Here is a 20,303-nt window from a genome sequence, read left to right on the forward strand (position 1 = left end):
ATCATTAACTGCGATCGCCCAGAATCAATTAACTCTGGGATGCGAGCCACCAGCTGTTGCGCTTGCGTTAACGCTAACGGAAACAGAGTTACACCCAATGCTAATAAAATCGATAACGCTAATAAAAACACCAGGACAGCAACTTGCTCTCGCTTCGCACCTGTCTCTTATACACATGGTTAATTTAATTAATGTATAAAATATAGCTGAGTTCCCTAGTAATGAAAAATAAATTTACATAAAATTCATAGAAGGAATAAACTACTTATTATGGATTAATCTGGATATTTCAGCATTTATGACTGAATATCAAGTAATGTTGAGAAGTTAATAAAATTAAAGATTTAATAAAAGTTCATAAAAAAGGTTGATTATATTTACTTAAATAGTAATCTTAATTACTAAATACATTGAGAAAAATTACTTAAATTTTGTGTGTAGCAACTTAATAGTAATCACTGAATCTTAGCTGTTTCATATTTAAAGTACATGAAAGCAACTCGCATTTTAAATCAACCACTAACAAATCCCCAATTGTGGTTATTAGGAATAAGCGGAGGCTTAGTTGCAATACTTTTAACCATAATTTGGAAAGCAGGTGATGATTCTCACCTAGGAATGATAGTTTTATCTTTATTTGCTGTAGTCTCCTTACTCGGAGATAAAAAACATAAACTTAAATTAGAAAGCGATATTATTTCTAGTGTTATTGGTACAGTTCTAATAGCCATTGTACTTTGGTATAGTATTCACTTCCCGCCAGGAAAATTATTTGCAGTATATACTCATGTCGCACCTTTCGTTGCGGCACTTGCAATAAGTTTGCTTGCTTCTGGATTGAAGGGATTAAAGCAATATTGGCAAGAACTAGTGATTCTTTTTTTTGCTAGTGTACCTAAAGTCTTAATTTTTGCTTTATTAAATGTGAAACCATTATCGGTTTTAACTGCCAAATTGTCTACATTAATACTTTGGTATGCTGGGTTTGAAGTCTATTTGCAAGATGTCTATATAAATTTACCAACTGGTGGAATTAAAGTTGCAGAGAACTGTGCAGGTATAGAGTGGATATGCCATCTTTTAGGGCTATCTGTAATTGGTTTATTAATGTTTCCCCCAGAACGTAAAAAAAGAATCTTAGTGCCTATAGTAGCTGTAATTATCGCTTTTATGGTTAATGCTGTCAGAGTTGCCATTTTAGCTGTCATTGCAGCTAATCAACATCAGCAAGCTTTTAAGTTTTGGCATGTGGGAGATGGTTCATTAATATTTGGGATGATTACAGTGATACTTTTTGGTTTATTTTACTGGTTTTTACTCAATCCACCAGAGTCTAAAAAAAGAGAACTACAAGGTCTAAAAGCTAATGAAGATTTGGAGTAAGCTGCGTATTTTATTGTTAGCTGTAAATCTAAGCTGTATCATTTTAGTTTTGGTAAATGTTATCCAAAAAGAATCATCAAAAAAGCCCAAATTAGAAGAATATAGAAGTCAAGTTTTTCTTGGTGAATCTCAGACATAGAGAATTTACAATTAGACCATTATCTTAGCTTGAATTGAACTGTGGAACATTTGCTAGAAATATGACTAAATCAAACACTGATAAACTTATTCCCGTAATTCAGGAGTTGCAGGAATTTGCTTACAACCAAGTAGGCTCAATGACTATTTTACGAGTTCTTGGTTATGGGCTATTGTTGCTGGCATTATTCGATATAGTTGAAACCATTTTTCCGCCTAGCTTTATGAATCCCGTTTGGGAATTTCAAACTTTTGGTGCATTAGTCGAAAGAGTACCTGTGAGTTTGATTGGTTTGGCATTAGTGTTTTATGGTGAGCTACATGCCCGATCTAAGTGGGAATTCTTAACTTTAAGATTACTATCTTGGATCAGTTTATTGTTAGCGATAATTTTTATATTGCTTATTCCTGTTGGTATTAGTAATACAGTCAGACTTAGTAAGCAAAGTTATAATCAAATTAACAATTTATCTCAGCAACAAATATCGCAAGCTGAACAAGTTGAACAGCGACTTAGCCAAGCTAAACCAGAACAAATCGAAACTTTTCTCAAAAGCCAAGGCCGTTCAGTAAATGCAAGTAATCCTCAAGAATTAAAAGAAAAAGTTTTATCAGAGGTTTCTCAAGCTAAAGAGAAAATTAAACTACAAGCTCAAGCTAATCAATCGACTCAGCGGTTAAATTTACTAAAAAATTCTGTGAAATGGAATCTGGGAGCTTTAGTGACATCTGCTTTATTTTTCATCTTTTGGAAAACAACTAATTGGGCAAGAAGTAAGTGAAATAGCAGGTGAAAAATTTATAAGCCTTGTATGGGCTAGTTTTTATCATCTGTAGATGTCTGAAACTGTAATTGAAATTCAGTAAAGCAAAAAACTAGGGTAGGCAATTTAAATTGCCTACCCTAGTTTAATGAATACAAGACTTGACTAAATTAAACTTTTGCGAGTTCTGGTGTAGGACGCTTGCTGTTGCGAATATTGGTAATTGCTTCAGCATAATCTTTGGCGTTGAATACAGCGGAACCAGCAACAATGGCATTAGCGCCTGCTTCTAAAACCTGCCAAGTATTGTTAGCTTTCAGTCCGCCATCAACTTCAATCCAGGGGTTGAGTCCGCGCTCATCGCACATCTGACGCAGCTTTCTGATTTTAGGTATGACACCAGGAATGAAGCTTTGACCACCAAAACCAGGGTTAACACTCATAATTAGAACTAAATCACAAAGTTCTAGTACGTACTCAATAAATTCTAGTGGTGTGGAAGGATTGAGTACTACTCCTGCTTGTTTACCAAGTTCTTTAATTTGACCGAGAGTGCGGTGTAAGTGTGGTGAAGCATTATGTTCAGCGTGAACAGAGATAATATCTGCACCTGCTTTAGCAAAGCCTTCTACATACTTTTCTGGTTCCACAATCATCAAGTGGACATCCAGAGGTTTTTTAGTAACTGGACGAATCGCCTCCACAACCAGAGGGCCTATCGTAATATTAGGTACAAAACGACCGTCCATTACATCAACATGAATCCAATCGGCTCCAGCTGCGTCTACTGCGCGAATTTCATCACCCAGACGACTAAAATCGGCTGATAGTATAGATGGAGCAATTACAATGGGCTGTTCAGATCGGTTTTGGGTCATGGCTAGTGGGTTTTTAAGCGTCCTCGTCTGTAAGCATTGTAACAAAATACTGTAACAAAATATTGAGTAATTCTCTTGAATTTAATCTTGCTTTGTCAGGTAAAGGCCATAAGCAGCTTATCTATTGAAGCCAGCAGAGAAGACAGAGAAAATTACAAATGACCGATGAATATTGACCATTGACTATTAATTATGAACAAAAAACTAAGTTGGCTAATTTGGGGTTTGAGTGCTTCTTGTTTGAGTGTACCTGTATTGGCTTCAGGATTAGAAACTTCTTTAGGAACAAATGGGATTGATGCTTTAAAACTACATCAACCTCCTTACAATTTAACTGGTCACAAGATAGCCATTGGTCAAGTAGAAATCGGTCGTCCGGGAATGTTTGGTTGGGATAAAGCCGTCTCAAAAAATCGCGCTATATCTCTAGCAGCAGTTTTCTTACGCAATGGCCCCGCAAAATCAAATACTGGTGTTGACCCCCACGCTTACAATGTTGCTGGGATGATGGTGAGTAGAGATAAGGGTTTACCTGGGGTAGCACCAGGAGCCAGACTGTATTCTTCTGCTGTCGGTTCTACGAAAAACATGGGTCAGCCAGAAGAGTGTTTATCAGCACAACACATTGCATTACAAAATGGTGGTGATATCCGCGCAATTAACTTTAGCTTTGGTGAACCCCTCAATCGTGATCCACGCGTGGATGCTGTTCTAGATGGGAATGCTTTGTTAACGTTGTGTGTTGACTGGTCGAGTCGGGTTCACGATGTTTTGTATGCGATCGCAGGCAATCAGGGTAAAGGGGGTATTCCGATTCCTACAGATAATTTTAATGGAGTTAACGTGGCTTTTTCATCCCGTCGCGGGGGAATTTTTAATAAAGTAGATGTTTCTAACCTGGCAGGGGTGAATCAGGGAGCTAGTGGAAGGTTAGCAGGAAAAGAATATAATCTGGATGGTCGTCGCGCCATCAGTATAGTTGCGCCAGGTAATAATATTCCGTTGCTGAATCCTGACGGCAAAATTAATAAAGCGACAGGTACAAGTTTTGCTGCACCTCATGTTACGGCTACAGTTGCTTTGTTACAGGAATTTGGCGATCGCCAACTCCGCACAAAAAAACCTAATTGGAGTGTTGATAGCCGCCGTCATCAAGTGATGAAAGCAGTTTTGCTCAACTCCGCCGATAAAATCCAAGACAGTGGTAATGGCTTGCGCTTGGGGATGTCACGGACACTGATCGATAAACAGAATCAAAATTGGTTAGATTCTGATGCTTATAAAAACCCACAAATTCCCTTAGATGCTCAAATGGGTGCAGGACATTTAAATGCGTTTCGCGCTTATCAACAATTTAGCGCTGGACAATGGCAACCTGCAAAGACTATCCCCGCAATTGGTTGGGATTATCGCCAAGTTGCGGCGGGGAATAGTGTTGATTATCAGTTAACAAAACCGTTAAAGCAGGGGAGTTTTGTTGCTATTACCCTTAGTTGGGATAGATTGGTCGAGTTGAGCGATCGCAATCAAAACGAACAGTTTGATGTGGGCGAAACTTTTAGCGATAAGGGTTTGAATAATCTCGACCTCTACTTAGTCAAAGCTGATGCTAAAAATTCTGAGGCTGGCGCTGTTTGTTCTTCTATTAGTCAAATTGATAGTGTAGAACATATTTTTTGTCCCGTTCCTGCTAATGGGAATTACAAAATCCGTGTGCAATTTCGCCAACAGGTAAACGCTCCAACTCAACCTTATGCTTTGGCTTGGTGGACTATGAATTAAAGTCAAAAGTATGAAGTCAGTAGTCAAAAGTTATTTTGGACTATTGACTTTTGACTTTGGATTACTATTTGGAGTAAGTATAGTAACTAACAACTTAATTCCAAATCACTGCTACTCACTGAATTACTGTTACCAAAACTGTAACCGTCAAAGGTTGATGCCCCTACTAATGCAATAGTTAATCATTAACGCATTTAGCATCAATCGTGATAGTTGCTAAACATCTTTGGTAAGTGAGGTGGAATCATGAATCGGCAAAAGTTGCGCGGTATGAAAGAAAATTTTCTGCAAAGACGTTACGCTGTCAGCCTGGGAAGGCGTTATGTCCTAGCCGCAGCTAGTGTCGTTTTGTTTGGTGTACTGGGTTGTTCTCAAGTTAATAGTAATAGTGATGCCCTTGCCGACTCTAAAATGCCTCAACCAGAGTTACCATTGCAAAAAAAAACAGTAAAAGTTGATACAAAATTAGTAAAAGCCAATAATAAATTTGGCTTCAAGCTATTTTCAGAAATTTTGACAGCAGAAAGTAACGAGAAAAACATTTTTATTTCACCTTCTAGTTTAGCGATCGCCTTAGCCATGACCTACAACGGTGCAAGTGGTTCTACTCAACAAGCAATGGCGAAAACTTTAGAACTTCAAGGTATGAGTTTGGCAGAAATTAACTCTAATTATGCCAATTTAAAAAGTCTCTTAGAAAATTCCGATGCTAATGTGCAATTAAACATTGCTAATTCACTGTGGGTAAATCAGGATGTGACTCTGCGTCCAGATTTTTTGCAAAGAAACCAAGAATTTTACCAAGCTAAGGTAGCTAATTTAGACTTTAAATCTGCATCAGCTTTAAATAGCATTAATAATTGGGTTAACGATAATACACGCGGTAAAATCAACAAAATAGTTGACACAATCGAACCCAATCAAGTGCTGTTTTTAATTAATGCTATTTACTTTAAAGGACAATGGAGTGAAAAGTTTGATAAAAATCAAACTGCTGAACATCCTTTTTATAGTGCATCTGGTCAGCAAAAACCACACCTGATGATGTCTCAAACAGGGGAATATCAATACTATGAAAATGAGCAATTTCAAGCAGTGAGTTTACCTTACGGAAAAGACAAAAAAGTCAGTTTTTACATCTTTTTGCCGAAACAAAACTCTACTCTCAAAACCTTTTATCAAAACTTGAATGCTGAGAACTGGGAAAAATGGGTAACACAATTCAAGAGCCAAGATGGCTTCATTCGCTTACCCCGCTTGAAAACAGACTACGAAGTGTCACTTAATGATGCGCTCAAAGCCTTGGGTATGCAGGAAGCTTTTAGTAATCAAGCCAATTTTTCCGGGATGGGGAAAAATTTGGCTATTAGCCAGGTAAAACACAAAACCTTTGTGGAAGTCAATGAAGAAGGCACAGAAGCCGCAGCAGCCACATCAGTAGGGATAGTTGCAACATCGTTGAGAGAAAAGCCAGAACCATTCCAGATGATTGTTGACCGTCCCTTCTTCTGTGCCATCCGAGATAATCAAACAGGTAGCATTTTGTTTATGGGTTCAATTTTGGAACCATAATAAAAAGTTAAAAGGCAAAAGAATAAAAAAGTTAAGGTAATGTTGGCTCCGAAAAACTAAGGGGATTTTTGACTTCGGCTTTGGGCGATTCTTCAGTTACGCTGGGTGCAGGTTTCTCGCATTTAGCACTGCTGACATCTGTTTCGCTGGTTAACCTACCTGGACGAAGTGCGCCTAATGCAGTCTTGACGATGACAGCTGTAGGTACGGCGACAATTACACCCAACAGTCCACCAACTCTCGCACCAGTTAAGACAGAAATTAGTATCCAGACTGGGTTTAAGCCAGTAAAACTGCCTAATATCCGCGGCGCAATTAAATTTTCTAAAATTTGTTGCACAATCACGGCGGCGAGTAAAACTCTGGTTCCCATCCAAAAGTCTTGTAAAGCAACTAACGAAGTAGTCAAGATAATACCCACGGAACCGCCAAAGGGTACAAGAGCCATAATGCCGATAGTGAGACCAAATAACAAACCGAATGGTACTTTCAGCCACAAAAATGCAGGAATCAAGGCTGAGGCCATGCAGGTAGATAAAATTAGCTGAGTAATAAAAAAGTTTTGGAAACTGAGGCGGACTGTTTGGGAAAAAGGCTCACGAAATCTGGTTGGTAGCCATTCCACTAAACTTTGCCAAAGTTCATCGCCATGCTGCAAAAGATAGAAAGTCAAAACCATTGTCAGCAGAAAATCTAGCAAGCTAGTGAATGTGACAACCGCCAGATTCAGAACTTGTCCGGCGATCGCTTGCAATTGTCCCTTGACGCGATCGTTTATTTGCACTACAAGAGCATCAAGGTTAATCGGTAAGCCGAGAACTTCTGCTTTCTCGTTTAACATCATTAACTGCGATCGCCCAGAATCAATTAACTCTGGGATGCGAGCCACCAGCTGTTGCGCTTGCGTTAACGCTAACGGAAACAGAGTTACACCCAATGCTAATAAAATCGATAACGCTAATAAAAACACCAGGACAGCAACTTGCTCTCGCTTCGCACCGTGTTGCTCCATCCAGCTAACGGGGTAGTTGAGCAGAAATGCCAATACCGAGGCTCCGACTAAAATAACTATGAGGGAGTGGAAATATTCAAAAATTGCTGAAATCGCCCAACCATTGAGGACTAGCAGTGGTGCGAATAGAGCGATCGCTCCGATTCGCGCTATTGGTGTTAGTGTCTGCCACCAGTCGATTAGCTTGCGTGTCTGCATCTTTAGCTGCTTGCGAGATAAAACTAAATAAAATCTTTCTCTAAAGCCTATTATCTCTGACTACATCACAGTCTTTCATCTCTCTAGTTTAGGATTAGACTCAGCCAAATGGAAAATCTTGAACCAATTAATGATTCTTTCGGGGTAGAGGCAGAAAATCAGCCTGTCTCACCTCAGGTTTTTAGTCAAAACTCCTATACCAATCAAAGACAGTTACTGATTTATGTCATCCCAGTTATTGGGGTTCTGCCATCTCTCTGGACTCTCTATCGTCATCAGGGCAGTCGGGAACAACTGAGGGTTAGCCGTCAGTCTGTTACTATGACATTTACTTGGCTGTTAACTTATCTTTTGTTAGCAACTGGAGCAGCATCTTCTGAATTTTTGGCCTTGCGTTTATTAATACTCAATAGCTTGATCACATCTGGTTATTTTTTAGTGAGTATTTGGCTAATTTTTCGCATTATTCGGGGACAATCTAGTCGTTTACCAGGGTTAAGCAATTTAGCCGAGCGAGTGTTAGGTAAGCATTTATCATGATGCTGATCAGTAAACCTCTAGACAGTATTTTTACTGAATTTTTAGCTATTTACAGATTATCTCCTAGAGGCTCTGGTCAAACTGACTTATTGTTGTCATACTTCTATAAAACATATCAGGATTTACCCCAAAAAAGAAAAATCCTGCTATAAGTGTTTTGGTTGACATAATAGCGAAAAGTCAACATGGTTAATTAAGAGTTAACTACTATGAGTTGATGTATTTGCATACTTAATAATCTGCAAATTAACCGAATTTAATCAGCAAGTGTGAGGCAGTCTGTGACCAGTCAAAGAACTTCGGCGGAAGAAAACCACTCAAAAACACCCAACTTAAAGGGCAGAAAGTCAATAAACCCTAAATCGGGACGTTGGTTGTGGTTCTGGGTGGGTATGAGTGGTATTGCAATGGTGTCAGCAATGGCAGGAGCTTTGTTGGCAGTTTCTTTAACCAGTACGCCATTGCAACAAGCCGACCTCAGTCCTCAAGAAGAAGCTGTCTTTGATAGCGATGCGATCGCCGGAGGTGGATTGCGCTTTTCGGAATTAACTCGCCCTGTGAATCTTTTGGTGATGGGGATGAGTGTACTACCACCAGATGTCCAAAATCCTCCCGCTGATACGAAAAATCTTCGCTACTTGCCGCAGGTCAATTCTTTTGATGGTCTCTCTGATGTGATGTTGTTGGTCAAATTTGACCCAGAGACGAAAAAAATAGTTATGCTCTCTGTTCCTAGAGATACCCGCACAGAAATTGAAGGGCATGGGACAAGAAAAATTAATGCTGCCAATGTCGAAGGCGGCCCAGCATTAACAGCCAAAACTGTCAGCAATCTTTTGGGCGGCGTTGGTATTGACCGTTATATTCGGATTAACGTTCTGGGAGTTGCTAAACTCATTGATGCTTTGGGTGGCGTTACAGTCTATGTCCCCAAAGATATGAAATACCAAGATGATTCTCAGCATCTATATATTAATTTAAAAGCAGGCAAACAGCATCTTAACGGAGAGCAAACGCTGCAATTACTCCGTTTTCGTCATGATGAATTAGGAGATATCGGCCGGATTCAACGCCAGCAAATGGTAATCCGCGCTTTAACTGACCAAAGTCTTAACCCTGCAACCCTGACTCAATTACCCAAAATTCTGAATGTTGTCAAAGAACACATTGATACTAATTTGACAGTTGAAGAATTAGTGGCTTTATTCGGTTTTAGTGTGCGGACTAATCGCTCTAATATGCAGATGTTAATGCTGCCAGGTCGTTTTAGCGAGAAAGGCGAGTATGATGCCAGCTATTGGTTGCCCAGCAAAAATGGGATTGCCAAACTCATGGCTAAACAATTTGGCTTACAATCAAACGCTGAAAATACCGAAACTCAGCAAGTGAATGATCCTGGTTCTGTGCGCATAGCAATTCAAGATAGTACAGGTAGCGATCGCGCCACCCTGCGACCTTTAATTCGCGCTTTGGAAAGGTCTGGATATCGTAATATTTACGTGTCTAAACCTTGGAGTGAACCTTTAGAAGTAACTCACATTGTGGCTCAACAGGGAGACGGCAATAGTGCTGAATCAATTCGAGATGTTTTGGGAATAGGCGAAGTGCGCGTTGAAAGCACTGGTACTCTGGATTCTGATGTCAGCATCCAAGTGGGCAAAGATTGGTTGCAACACCAAATGCCTTTGAATGATTCTAGTCAGTCTTCTTATTGAACCAAAGACGTTAAAAACAGCAGAGGAGATGTGAGCGCATTTTCCTCTGCTATTTATTTTGATTAATCCCCATTTCTGTCTATTTCAGAAATGTGAAGGAATTCACCACCTGTTGATATGCTCGGCGATAAATTGCATCATTATTGCCGTAACCAGTTTTAGATAATGACACAACAATAATTCGGGAGTCTTTAGGGCTGATAAAAGCCACATTTTCGTTTTCGTACAAACCACTAGATTGAAATTTTACGCCCGTTTGTCCGGCAATTTTCGCAGATTTAAAGTCACGGCTACCTGTAAATTCGTTACTCTGCTTCACCCACTGCTGCAAAGAGAATTTGCGTGGGTTATTATATACAGCTACTTGAACATTAGCTGGATATTCTGTACCGCCGTTGTATGCTCCAGCACGAATTTTTTGGGCATGTTGTTTAGTCCAGATATCAACAGCCGCTAGGGGAGATGCAACATTATTTCTAGGAGTTGATATCTTGTTATCTATGACAAAATCTTTGGTGGAGTAATTAAACCGAAAACGATAGCGATCGCTGCGGTAAATTCCTGGCACTTGCGCTACAGCTTTGGGAGTAGACTTTTCCAAAGAGACAACTGATGTGGCGATCGTTTGGCTACTTGGAGAAGAACTAATTTTTGATTGACAAGCGAGTGTTCCGACTGCTATTAAACTCATCAAAATTGGTGGCAAAATCAATTGTTGAATTTGCTTGTAGTCAACTTGCATCATTTCCTCCTGAAAATTTTATCGTTTAGATGAGCAGGAAATAATAGATCCAAGTTTTATACAACAATTTCCACAATTGATAATGGAAAGTTTCATATTCCCGACTTATTTAATAAGTCGGGAATATTGTTGATTACTATATTTATTAACAAAACTTCAAGCGCCCAGACTGCTAAAGTCTGAGCGCTTGAATAATAGGTTGCAGAGAAACTTCTGCGAAGTAGTGAAATTAAGCAGGCATCATTTGCATAGAACGGCAGGCTTCAGCACACTTGCGGCAAGCTGCGGCACATTCCATCATCTTGGAATCGTCGCTCATTTTTTCACAAGCCATTGCACAGCGATCGCACATATCAGCACAAAGCATACAAGTGCGTCCCATGAATTCCGAACCACCCATCATCATAGTCATACACATCATGCACATCTCTGAGCAATCGCGCATCATGCCCATCATGCTCATGTCCATGTGCATACTGCCTTTACTCATACAGTAAGTCATGGTTTCCATACACATTTTGTGACATTCCATACAAGCGTTCATGCAGGTTTGCATTTCCGAAGTCATGGATTCAGTCATCATCATCATCATAAGAAAAATCTCCTGATTTTTTGATGCTTTAAGAGTGTCCTTTGTGGGACTTACCTACAACATTAATCTGATATTTTTCAGTGGTCAATAGAGTTATTTATGTCATTTTTTTAAGACATCAATCCCGATAAATTTACCGGAATTAGTCAACAATTGCCCATGAAATAGTGATGTTTATTGGCAAATGATTTAGAGACTAAGCTTTGAAACAACGGTGGCAAACTAGAGATTTTTATGAAGAGTCCAAATCTAGCCAGAGATGTAGTCTATAACTAGATTATCGCTGCCGATAATGTTATATTTCTTTAACTATCAATTGAAAAATGTTTTAAACTCAATACAAACTTCTTAGTCAAATTTCATTGACCTCAAGATAGATCTATGTAAATACATTTATAAAATGTTTTGGGATGCTGATAATTGCTGAGAAATAGAAAATATATTTATATAAATCTATAAATTAAAAAAACTTTCTGGATGCCATAAATACACTGGATAGTACAAGATAATACTTTATAAAAATCCTCAATAAGTTGTGAAAATTAATCGTTAAGGCAGGGAATAGCAAATAGGTTTGAAAGGCTTTGAGTAAGTTAAGACTTACGCAAAAAGATTGTTTGTTGAGACTGGATTGGAGAGTATTATCTGCAACTGCCATCTATTCAGAAACTTCGGCTGTTAGTTTAGCCAATGTTTTGGGAATTATATCAATAGTACTCTCATAGAGATTGTCAGTTAGATCCATCATGGCTAACTGCGCTGGTCTAATCCACAATATGCCAGATCACAGCTTAGTTTTCGCTCAAGCATCTTCCGCAAAGAATATGGCAAAAAAATGAACTATATTTATTTGTCATTGCCAAAATTACATTCAACCCAGGATGGGTAAAGACAGGGGGAAAGCAGGATGACGCTGGCTCAATGAGGGATTAAACTGTGGGTAATGTCAATACATTTATGGTTAAAAGAAAAGCATAAATAAAACTAATGACATTGTTAATTATTCCTAAAGTCTAATTCTGCTATAAAAAACTACTTATGACAGTGCATCAACGTGGTGTTGGGGAGACCGCTGATTTAATTATTGGTGTTCACAACCAAGAAAATCAACAATTACAACCCAATTCTGCTCCTGTGGGTGCTCTTGCCAGAAGAAAAGGCACTATTTCTACTTTTCTTGCTCCCCTGACTCAGGATACTTTTAAACAAGTTGTGACTGAAGTCGAGCATAAGTTACAGATTGTCCATCAAACCCTATCAATGTTGGATTCTCACGGGTTTGAAACAATTCTGCAAGAAATGTTGCAGTCAATTACCTTAAAAACTGGGGAATTATTAGGAGCAGACCGGACAACTATATTTTTATTAGATGAAGAAAAACAAGAACTGTGGTCGATTGTGGCTGCGGGAGAAGGCGATCGCTCATTAGAAATTCGCATCCCCGCCGATAAAGGGATTGCGGGTGAAGTCGCTACATTAAAACAAGTAGTTAATATTCCCTTTGATTTTTATAACGATCCCCGTTCGATATTTGCCCAAGCACAAGAAAAAGTTACTGGCTACCGTACCTATACAATGCTGGCTTTGCCACTGTTAAATGAACAAGGGCAGTTAGTGGCAGTAGTACAGTTACTCAATAAATTAAAGTCAATACATGATATACATGCACCACTAGGCGAGCGAATTGATACCAAAGGTTTTACACACAGCGACGAACAGTTATTTCAGGAATTTGCGCCTTCGATTCGCTTGATTTTAGAATCATCGCGCTCTTTTTATATGGCGACGCAAAAACAAAGAGCAGCGGCGGCGTTGATGAAAGCGATTAAGTCTTTGAGTCAAAGCAGTCTGGACTTAGAAGATACCCTGAAGCGGGTAATGGACGAAGCCAAAGAACTGATGAACGCCGATCGCAGTACCTTGTGGTTAATCGATCGCGATCGCCATGAATTATGGACGAAAATTACTCAAGATGACGGTTCAACCAGGGAATTACGCGTACATATCGGTAAAGGTTTTGCGGGTATGGTTGCTGTCTCTGGCAAAACACTGAACATTCCTTTTGATTTGTACGATCATCAAGACTCGGAAACAGCCAAACACATTGACCAACAAAATGGTTATCGTACCTGTAGTTTATTGTGTATGCCAGTGTTTAACGCCGATCAAGAATTGATTGGTGTGACACAACTGGTAAATAAAAAGAAATCTGGGGATTTTCCGCCTTATAACCCGGCAACTTGGCCGAAAGCGCCTGAATGCTTCCAAGCTAGTTTTGACCGCAACGACGAAGATTTCATGGAAGCTTTTAATATTCAAGCGGGTGTGGCGTTGCAAAATGCTCAACTGTTTGCCACAGTTAAGCAACAAGAACAAATGCAGCGGGATATTTTGCGGAGTCTGTCTAATGGTGTAATTTCTACAGATAAATCAGGTTGTATTATTGCTGCCAATGAAAGTGCAAAACGCTTGCTGGGTATAGAAACAGAAGAACGTTTAGAAGGTAAATTAATTAATGAAGCGATCGCCATTAAAGAAGGCGACTTTAGCAAATGGTTTCAAGATGCCTTACATGGAGATGATATCAAACGCCGCCAGCAATATTATCCTGACCGCACACTCATAAGTACAGATACTGAACAGCACAGTATTAATTTATCAATTAATTCCATTGCTGATGCCAGCGACCAACAACAAGTACGCGGCGCGTTGGTGGTGATGGAAGACATTAGTGATGAGAAACGCCTCAAGAGTACTATGTACCGCTACATGACGCAAGAATTAGCGGAAGAATTACTCAAATTAGATGATGCCAAACTAGGAGGCGATCGCAAAGAAGTTTCCATTTTATTCTCTGATATTCGCGGTTACACCACTTTGACAGAAAACCTGGAAGCGGAAGAAGTGGTGAGTATGCTAAATGAATATTTTGAGTCAATGGTAGAAGCCGTTTTTAAACACAAAGGTACTCTTGATAAATATATCGGTGATGCCATAATGGCTGTGTTTGGTTCTCCGCTACCCTTAGAAGAACACGCTTGGATGGCTGTACAAACATCCGTAGAAATGCGCCATCGCCTGCACGAATTTAACCAACGTCGCTACGCTGCGAATAAACCCAGAATTAATATTGGCATTGGGATCAATTCTGATACAGTCATTAGTGGCAACATTGGCTCAAGTAAGCGGATGGAATTTACTGCCATTGGTGATGGTGTTAACCTCGGTTCCCGCTTAGAAAGTGTCAGCAAACAATACGGTTGTGACATTATTCTGAGTGATAACACTTTTAAACCATGCCAAGAATATATTTGGGCAAGAGAACTAGATTACATTCGCGTTAAAGGTAGAAACGAGCCAGTATCTATATATGAATTAGTGGGTTTACGTACTGACCCAATTCCTAGTGACAAATTGCAAGTTATTGAACACTATCACAAAGGACGTGAATATTATCTCAAGCGTGAGTTTACTTATGCTAGGGCTGAATTTGCCAAGGTTTTAGCTTATGACAACCAAGATAAAGCCGCGATGTTACATCTTTTGCGTTGTCAGCATTGGCTACAATCACCACCAACTGAATTCGATTGGGATGACGGTGTTTGGACATTTAATGAGAAGTAAACAGACTTTGTGATCAACAAAAATAGCTGACTACGGCCAAATGCCATAAAATCCTCTAGGACGAAACCATGAATCACTGTGGTTATAAAACTGCAATCTGCCATAACCTAAAAATTGACCGTGAGATTTTTCCCCTTGGGGAAAAGCCGTGACTCCAAAGAGATAAACACCAGTACTTCGCGGATTTTGCCAAGGTTTTAGACCAATTGTCATAGTTTTACCAGGAGACACTGGCGGATCAAATCTTAGGGTAACAGTCCTTGTTTTGCCATCGCCTACGACATTTTGTAATTCTACCTTTTGTCCTTTACCAGAAGGCTTACCTTCAAAAGCAACACTATCGTTCAAATCAAAGCGAATATTGTCTACTCCTTCACGCTGATTAATCGCTAGACTTTGTAGCGGTTCTCCAGCATTTTCTGGCAAGCTGATTGTAAAATAATATGTCGCACCCCATGCGTAAACCTCATTGTAGGTAGTGATTGTATTCACTAGACGCGGTGGTTGTGCAAAATACACGGTGCCATCTTGCAATTGAATGGCAGAACTTGGCGGTAGAAGGTATCCGTTGATTAAGGTTATGCTGGCGATCGCTGCACGTAACAACACTCTAGGACGCATAACTTTTTTTTGGATGATTACTTATTAATATTGTATGTTGAGTGCGCTGTGTATGGATATTTCAGTCATATTCAGTTATAAACAAGCACAACAATAGATGTTTTTATGACAGGTATTTGACTATTTACCTTTAGAGATAAATTTTATTTTTTACCTTTCGTTACATTTTTATTCTCCTAGTTAATACTAATTCGTAAAAGTTAATTGATATTTGTTGTCAAAGTCACTCTTTAAGTTAGAAACTAAGAGTAAAAGAGCAGTAATTATTTCGTATTATGAATATACTTGCTACAGTTGCATTCAAGCGGTCAATTTGGCAACCCGCCATTATGTTGACCTTGGGTTTTTGGCTAAGTGCCAGCGTAATTTTAGATTGGGTAATAATGCCTAGTCTTTATCTTTCTGGTATGATGACCGAAGCTGGTTTTACTACAGCTGGCTATGCAATTTTTTGGAATTTTAATCGGATTGAATTGTTATCTGCTGCGGTAATTTTAACTGGTGTGTTGGCTTTGAGCAAAACCAAGCATAACTGGCATCCTAACACCATTGTTTTTGCTATTATTTTGCTCACAGTCTCTCTGCTAGAAACTTACTTTTTAACTCCAAATATGTGCGCTGCTGGAATTCATCTCAATTTGTTTGAAACAGCTACAGTTCCAGCATCAATGGATTTACTACACGGCGGTTACTGGATATTAGACGCAGTTAAGCTAGTGACTGGAGGAATATTGTTAAGCCAATGCTGGCGGGTACAAGTTGAATAAATAAAGAAAATGGGGAGTAGGAAGGATAAAACTTCTCCACCGTTATTTATTGAAGACTCGTGATAAAAATTGAATGTGAAAAAACCCCAGTTTTACTAAAAAACTGGGGTTCTCATTTTTCAGTAATAATTTAGGGTGTTGGTTCCGAATCTGGCGATTCTTCATTGTTAAAAAACAACAACCTTGCAGCTAGGATGGCAAAACCCATAGCCGCGATCGCTTTTAATATCCGTGTAGGTAATAACTCTGCTACCGCACCACCAGCCAATGCGCCTAAAAGGCTAGTTAATAATAATGCGCCTGCTGTACCGAAAAATATCGCTTTTTGAGATTGACCACGACTCGAAAGTGCGATCGCCGCTAACTGGCTTTTGTCGCCTAATTCTGATAAAAAAACTGTAATAAAGCTTAGTCCTAAAAGATGCCAATCCATAAATATTTAGAGCGAGTAAGGAATAAATAGGGAATGTAAACTAACCTTGCAATACATCCCAAAACAGCATCACTGAAATTAACAGCAACATGACTCCGGCGGATTTTTCTACAGTTTTGGGACTGAGACGGCTAGATATCCAACTACCCAAGAGTACACCTAGCAAACTTGTTGTGATTAGTGCAGCCCCCGATCCTAGAAAAACTACCCAAGGTGCATGAGATTCTGCACTCATTAATAAAGTCGATAGCTGAGTTTTATCACCAATTTCTGCAAGAAATATTGTAATGAATGTTGTGCCAAACACTACAAATGCTGAGTCCCGCTTTTTGTGACTAGCAGGAATTACAGTAGTGAGTTGAGATGTAGTATCTTCCTTTAATTCTGGCAGGTCTTTCGCAGAAATAGCTACGGGTGCAGAGTCGAGTTTCACAGGCGTAGTTTTGTTGCTAGGTTATTTTCATATTCTTCTCATTTTCTCAGATTGTTGTCATAAATTGCAACTATTTGGCGTGAATATATGGCAACAGTAAAATAGTTACAATAAGTGATACCAGTATGTACGATAAACAAATCAATCATCCTCTACGAAGTTGGTGGGAAGCAGCTTTAAAATGATGTTTCAGATGAGAATTAACTTCATATAAGTTTAAATCCCCACGGCTTTATCGAAGCGCAACATTTCTAAAGAGCGATCGCCATATACCCCCTCAATTTGTTGGCGACAGCAATCTATAGCAAAATCATTAAGTTCTTCTGGCTCAATCCCATACATATCTTGAAACGCCTCAGCTTCTACCCGACAGAAGCGCGGACGGTTGGCGTAAATCTGGCATTCTCTTGTATCGTGGTCGAAATTGATGCACCAGCCATCTTTGCCTACCATACTCAGGTAAAGTTCTAACTCCTCTGGTAAGAGATATTCATCTAAATCGGGACGTTCTGCTGGGTCGAGATTACAGCAGGCTCCACATTGTTTGACACATTGCCAGTTTGCCATTTTATGTTTTTTCCTATAATTTTGTTAAGTAAATTAAAACTTGCATACCATTGGCGGATATGATCAAATGCGGGTTTTGCAACTAATTGATTATCGAACTGTTTTAAGATAATTGGGAGGAAGAGAAAAAATGTTTGACGGTATCATTAGCGCTGTCACCAGTATCAATTGGGAAGTTATTTTCCAGCTACTCTCTGTAGCACTAATTGTCATTGCTGGGCCTGCTGTAATTTTTGTTTTGGCTTTTCGCAACGGCAACCTGTAAAAGTACTGAGTCACCGAAGTTTGCTCAACGGGGGGAACTCCCCGAACTTTGCTCAACGCGGGGAACCCGCGCACGCAAGTTCTCTCCGCACGCAACTTCTCGCTGAGTTTTGAGTGCTGAGTGAAAAATCAGTATTCATGACTCAGCATTTATGTATGATAATGCTTGCAACGCTGCTTGAATAATAGAATCATATTGTGGTTGAGATATATCAACCTCTATAGCATTTTCACGACTGGTTCCCAACAAGCCAATTATACGTTCTGGGTGCATAACGAGAATTTTGCCTTCAGGATTTTTAATTCTGAGTTCTGGTAAAGAGTTATTTTGATAGATGCCACAAGTATATTGACGTTGCTTGTACTCAAAAGTGGTTCTAAGTGAGTTGGGTAGCGCAGTGTAAAAGATTTGCGTAGCAACTGTTGTTAATCTGACTCCAAGCAACTCTAATTCAATCTTAGTATTGCCGTTAAAAGTGTTTTCGCGCAACTTATAAGCGACATCAACCCGTTGTGGTAAAGGGAAGTAATCACGCCAACGCCAAGCGATCGCCTTAATTATATATTGCTGATCATTGATAGTTTGGGCGAGTGTTACCTTAATATGACCCTTACCCACAATTTGCTGTTCAATGACTTGCACATTTGCAGTCCAAAAAACTGGGTCGGGGTTATCGATACCGCAAGGATGCAGTGCATTTAGCTGTTGAAAAAGCTGCTGATTAATTTGATCGAAATTAGCTTGAGCATCAATTTTGAGAAGTGGCTTGAGGTGTTGCGGTTCTAGACACTGGTTAGCAAAATCAATTAACCGCGATCGCACCGATTCTAAATTTTCTGCTGGTAAAGAAAATCCCCCCGCTGCTTTGTGTCCACCAAACTTACCTAACAAATCTCGACAGTATTCCAACGCTTCAAACACATGAAACTCAGGAATTCCCCGCGCTGAACCGCGGATGTGTCCAGCATCTTCATAAGTGCCAATAAAAACAGGTACACCATAGCGTTCCACCAAGCGAGAGGCGACAATCCCAATTACCCCATGATGCCACTCAGGCTGCACAACAACCAATACCCGGTCTTGCGGTAAAGAAGCGATGAATTCTGATTCTACATAAGCGATCGCTTCTTGTTCAATCTCCTCGCACATTTGCTGACGGCTAGTGTTTGTTTGTTCACACTGCATTGCTCTGGTCAGTGCAATTCCCATATCATCCGTAGTCAGCAAATCAATCACCGTCTGAGGATCGCCAATTCTACCAACTGCATTAATCCTCGGCCCAAGACGAAAGCCAATATCTTCAGGTTTGAGTGACTTGGAAGAATTTTTCTCCCCTGCTCCCCTGCTCCTCTGCTCCCCTGCTTCTTTAGCTTGCACACCGCCTATTTGAATTAACGCTTGCACACCAGGTAATCTAGACTTGGGTAAATGTTTTAAACCGCGTTTTACCCAGCGACGATTTACACCAGTTAAAGGCGCTAAATCTGCAATAGTTCCGAGGGTGAATAATTCTAGCATTGGCTGAATTAAGCCTCTGGTTTCACCTAGCTGTTGTGTGAGACATACCGCCAGAATGTAAGCTACACCAACACCAGCCACACCGCGATAAGGTGAAGATTCGGCGATGAGTTTGGGGTTGAGGATAGCATCGGCTGGGGGTAATTGTTGTGGAATGTCGTGGTGGTCGGTGACAATGACCTTTACGCCGAGTTCTCTAGCTCTAGCAATGGGTTCATAAGCAGAGATACCATTATCGACAGTGAGAATTAGTTTGACACCTTCACTGTGAAATTCTTCGACGATGCGTTTATTGATACCGTAACCTTCGTGCATCCGACTAGGAATAGCATAATCTACCTGTGCGCTTAAAGCACGCAGACTCCGCAAAAGTAATGCAGTGCTAGTCATCCCATCTGCATCATAGTCACCACAAATAGCAATTTTACTTTGAGATGCGATCGCCTCTTGCAACAACTCCACACTCATCGCCAAATCTGGAAATTCTTCCAAAGGCGAAGGTAAAACTATTGATTCTGGCTCTAAAAATGCTTGTGCTTGCGCTGGTGTTTCAATTCCACGATTAATTAATAACTGGCTGATGATGGGGGAAAGATTAGTTAAAACTGCCAGTTTTTGGGCTAAATCTGTTTTTTGTGGGTAAATTTGCCAACGCTGATTGGGTAAGCGTTTGCGAATTTGTGAACGTTCTGTTAAAGGTCGGTCTAGCACGATGAAGGACGATAGTTGGGAGTTGTTGCGTAACTCTTAACTGATAAC

The 20,303-nt window shown here is 39.9% G+C and carries 18 protein-coding genes and 1 pseudogene; 9 read left to right on the forward strand and 10 right to left on the reverse strand.

Annotated features, from left to right (window positions below; translation table 11 throughout):
- A pseudogene (locus NCWK1_RS30065) lies at positions 1-161 on the reverse strand (AI-2E family transporter); the annotation flags it as partial.
- Positions 162-534: 373 nt separating this feature from the next.
- Between NCWK1_RS30065 and crtA the strand changes: the two are divergent.
- Together crtA and hpsJ-A are read left to right on the forward strand one after the other, a co-directional pair.
- A complete protein-coding gene (crtA, locus tag NCWK1_RS08180) occupies positions 535-1,383 on the forward strand; it encodes a cyanoexosortase A (protein ID WP_245894857.1) in 849 nt (282 codons plus the stop codon).
- A gap of 200 nt (positions 1,384-1,583) precedes the next feature.
- Complete coding sequence (hpsJ-A, locus tag NCWK1_RS08185) at positions 1,584-2,303, forward strand: HpsJ-like protein, cyanoexosortase A-associated (RefSeq protein ID WP_187308087.1); 720 nt, start codon at positions 1,584-1,586, stop codon at positions 2,301-2,303.
- Between the two features lie 152 nt (positions 2,304-2,455).
- Here hpsJ-A and rpe read toward each other — a convergent pair whose 3' ends face one another.
- Positions 2,456-3,163: a ribulose-phosphate 3-epimerase gene (gene rpe / locus NCWK1_RS08190; protein ID WP_096579358.1), complete on the reverse strand. Its 708-nt coding sequence runs from the start codon at positions 3,161-3,163 to the stop codon at positions 2,456-2,458.
- A gap of 192 nt (positions 3,164-3,355) precedes the next feature.
- On the opposite strand from rpe, the gene NCWK1_RS08195 reads away from it, so the two are divergent.
- Positions 3,356-4,945, forward strand: coding sequence for a S8 family serine peptidase (locus NCWK1_RS08195; RefSeq protein ID WP_103124368.1), 1,590 nt, complete (start codon positions 3,356-3,358; stop codon positions 4,943-4,945).
- Positions 4,946-5,191: 246 nt separating this feature from the next.
- Entirely contained in the window at positions 5,192-6,517 is a 1,326-nt protein-coding gene (locus NCWK1_RS08200) for a serpin family protein (RefSeq protein WP_103124369.1), read from the forward strand.
- 31 nt (positions 6,518-6,548) lie between these two features.
- On the opposite strand, the gene NCWK1_RS08205 is transcribed toward NCWK1_RS08200, so the two are convergent.
- On the reverse strand, positions 6,549-7,727 hold the full coding sequence (locus tag NCWK1_RS08205) for an AI-2E family transporter (protein WP_096579364.1): 1,179 nt from the start codon (positions 7,725-7,727) through the stop codon (positions 6,549-6,551).
- 108 nt (positions 7,728-7,835) lie between these two features.
- Between NCWK1_RS08205 and NCWK1_RS08210 the strand changes: the two genes are divergently transcribed.
- A complete protein-coding gene (locus NCWK1_RS08210) occupies positions 7,836-8,267 on the forward strand; it encodes a hypothetical protein (protein ID WP_187308088.1) in 432 nt (143 codons plus the stop codon).
- 281 nt (positions 8,268-8,548) lie between these two features.
- Positions 8,549-9,982: an LCP family protein gene (locus NCWK1_RS08215; RefSeq protein WP_103124370.1), complete on the forward strand. Its 1,434-nt coding sequence runs from the start codon at positions 8,549-8,551 to the stop codon at positions 9,980-9,982.
- Between the two features lie 79 nt (positions 9,983-10,061).
- Here NCWK1_RS08215 and NCWK1_RS08220 read toward each other — a convergent pair whose 3' ends face one another.
- The gene (locus tag NCWK1_RS08220; RefSeq protein WP_103124371.1) at positions 10,062-10,727 is read right to left on the reverse strand and encodes a hypothetical protein; all 666 of its coding nucleotides are present in this window, start codon (positions 10,725-10,727) and stop codon (positions 10,062-10,064) included.
- A gap of 226 nt (positions 10,728-10,953) precedes the next feature.
- Positions 10,954-11,316: a four-helix bundle copper-binding protein gene (locus tag NCWK1_RS08225; protein ID WP_096579370.1), complete on the reverse strand. Its 363-nt coding sequence runs from the start codon at positions 11,314-11,316 to the stop codon at positions 10,954-10,956.
- 1,038 nt (positions 11,317-12,354) lie between these two features.
- Between NCWK1_RS08225 and NCWK1_RS08230 the strand changes: the two genes are divergently transcribed.
- Positions 12,355-14,940, forward strand: coding sequence for a GAF domain-containing protein (locus NCWK1_RS08230; protein WP_103124372.1), 2,586 nt, complete (start codon positions 12,355-12,357; stop codon positions 14,938-14,940).
- 30 nt (positions 14,941-14,970) lie between these two features.
- Here NCWK1_RS08230 and NCWK1_RS08235 read toward each other — a convergent pair whose 3' ends face one another.
- Positions 14,971-15,561 (reverse strand): DUF2808 domain-containing protein, encoded by a 591-nt coding sequence (locus NCWK1_RS08235; RefSeq protein ID WP_103124373.1) that lies wholly within the window; start codon positions 15,559-15,561, stop codon positions 14,971-14,973.
- A gap of 275 nt (positions 15,562-15,836) precedes the next feature.
- Between NCWK1_RS08235 and NCWK1_RS08240 the strand changes: the two genes are divergently transcribed.
- Complete coding sequence (locus NCWK1_RS08240) at positions 15,837-16,328, forward strand: hypothetical protein (protein WP_103124374.1); 492 nt, start codon at positions 15,837-15,839, stop codon at positions 16,326-16,328.
- 130 nt (positions 16,329-16,458) lie between these two features.
- Here NCWK1_RS08240 and NCWK1_RS08245 read toward each other — a convergent pair whose 3' ends face one another.
- The 3 genes from NCWK1_RS08245 to NCWK1_RS08255 form a co-directional block, all read right to left on the reverse strand.
- Positions 16,459-16,761 carry a TMEM165/GDT1 family protein gene (locus tag NCWK1_RS08245; RefSeq protein WP_096579378.1) on the reverse strand — a complete coding sequence of 101 codons (303 nt, stop codon included), beginning with the start codon at positions 16,759-16,761 and terminating at the stop codon, positions 16,459-16,461.
- 40 nt (positions 16,762-16,801) lie between these two features.
- On the reverse strand, positions 16,802-17,194 hold the full coding sequence (locus tag NCWK1_RS08250) for a TMEM165/GDT1 family protein (RefSeq protein ID WP_096579380.1): 393 nt from the start codon (positions 17,192-17,194) through the stop codon (positions 16,802-16,804).
- Positions 17,195-17,410: 216 nt separating this feature from the next.
- Positions 17,411-17,761, reverse strand: a complete 351-nt coding sequence (locus tag NCWK1_RS08255) for a YkgJ family cysteine cluster protein (RefSeq protein WP_096579382.1) — start codon at positions 17,759-17,761, stop codon at positions 17,411-17,413.
- A gap of 130 nt (positions 17,762-17,891) precedes the next feature.
- Here NCWK1_RS08255 and psb30 point away from each other — a divergent pair, with 130 nt between their 5' ends.
- A complete protein-coding gene (psb30, locus tag NCWK1_RS08260; RefSeq protein WP_015114955.1) occupies positions 17,892-18,026 on the forward strand; it encodes a photosystem II reaction center protein Ycf12/Psb30 in 135 nt (44 codons plus the stop codon).
- Between the two features lie 135 nt (positions 18,027-18,161).
- Here the strand turns inward: psb30 and recJ are convergent, their stop codons facing one another.
- Positions 18,162-20,255: a single-stranded-DNA-specific exonuclease RecJ gene (gene recJ, locus NCWK1_RS08265; RefSeq protein ID WP_103124375.1), complete on the reverse strand. Its 2,094-nt coding sequence runs from the start codon at positions 20,253-20,255 to the stop codon at positions 18,162-18,164.
- Between the last annotated feature and the right edge of the window lie 48 nt (positions 20,256-20,303).

The sequence above is a fragment of the Nostoc cycadae WK-1 genome, from assembly GCF_002897135.1.
Taxonomy (GTDB): Bacteria; Cyanobacteriota; Cyanobacteriia; order Cyanobacteriales; family Nostocaceae; genus Nostoc_B.

Coding starts and splice junctions, on each gene's coding strand:
- hpsJ-A (WP_187308087.1), top strand. CDS start 1,584: ATGACTAAATCAAACACTGATAAACTTATTCCCGTAATTCAGGAGTTG.
- rpe (WP_096579358.1), bottom strand. CDS start 3,163: ATGACCCAAAACCGATCTGAACAGCCCATTGTAATTGCTCCATCTATA.
- NCWK1_RS08195 (WP_103124368.1), top strand. CDS start 3,356: ATGAACAAAAAACTAAGTTGGCTAATTTGGGGTTTGAGTGCTTCTTGT.
- NCWK1_RS08200 (WP_103124369.1), top strand. CDS start 5,192: ATGAATCGGCAAAAGTTGCGCGGTATGAAAGAAAATTTTCTGCAAAGA.
- NCWK1_RS08205 (WP_096579364.1), bottom strand. CDS start 7,727: ATGCAGACACGCAAGCTAATCGACTGGTGGCAGACACTAACACCAATA.
- NCWK1_RS08210 (WP_187308088.1), top strand. CDS start 7,836: ATGGAAAATCTTGAACCAATTAATGATTCTTTCGGGGTAGAGGCAGAA.
- NCWK1_RS08220 (WP_103124371.1), bottom strand. CDS start 10,727: ATGATGCAAGTTGACTACAAGCAAATTCAACAATTGATTTTGCCACCA.
- NCWK1_RS08225 (WP_096579370.1), bottom strand. CDS start 11,316: ATGATGATGATGATGACTGAATCCATGACTTCGGAAATGCAAACCTGC.
- NCWK1_RS08230 (WP_103124372.1), top strand. CDS start 12,355: ATGACAGTGCATCAACGTGGTGTTGGGGAGACCGCTGATTTAATTATT.
- NCWK1_RS08235 (WP_103124373.1), bottom strand. CDS start 15,561: ATGCGTCCTAGAGTGTTGTTACGTGCAGCGATCGCCAGCATAACCTTA.
- NCWK1_RS08240 (WP_103124374.1), top strand. CDS start 15,837: ATGAATATACTTGCTACAGTTGCATTCAAGCGGTCAATTTGGCAACCC.
- NCWK1_RS08245 (WP_096579378.1), bottom strand. CDS start 16,761: ATGGATTGGCATCTTTTAGGACTAAGCTTTATTACAGTTTTTTTATCA.
- NCWK1_RS08255 (WP_096579382.1), bottom strand. CDS start 17,761: ATGGCAAACTGGCAATGTGTCAAACAATGTGGAGCCTGCTGTAATCTC.
- psb30 (WP_015114955.1), top strand. CDS start 17,892: ATGTTTGACGGTATCATTAGCGCTGTCACCAGTATCAATTGGGAAGTT.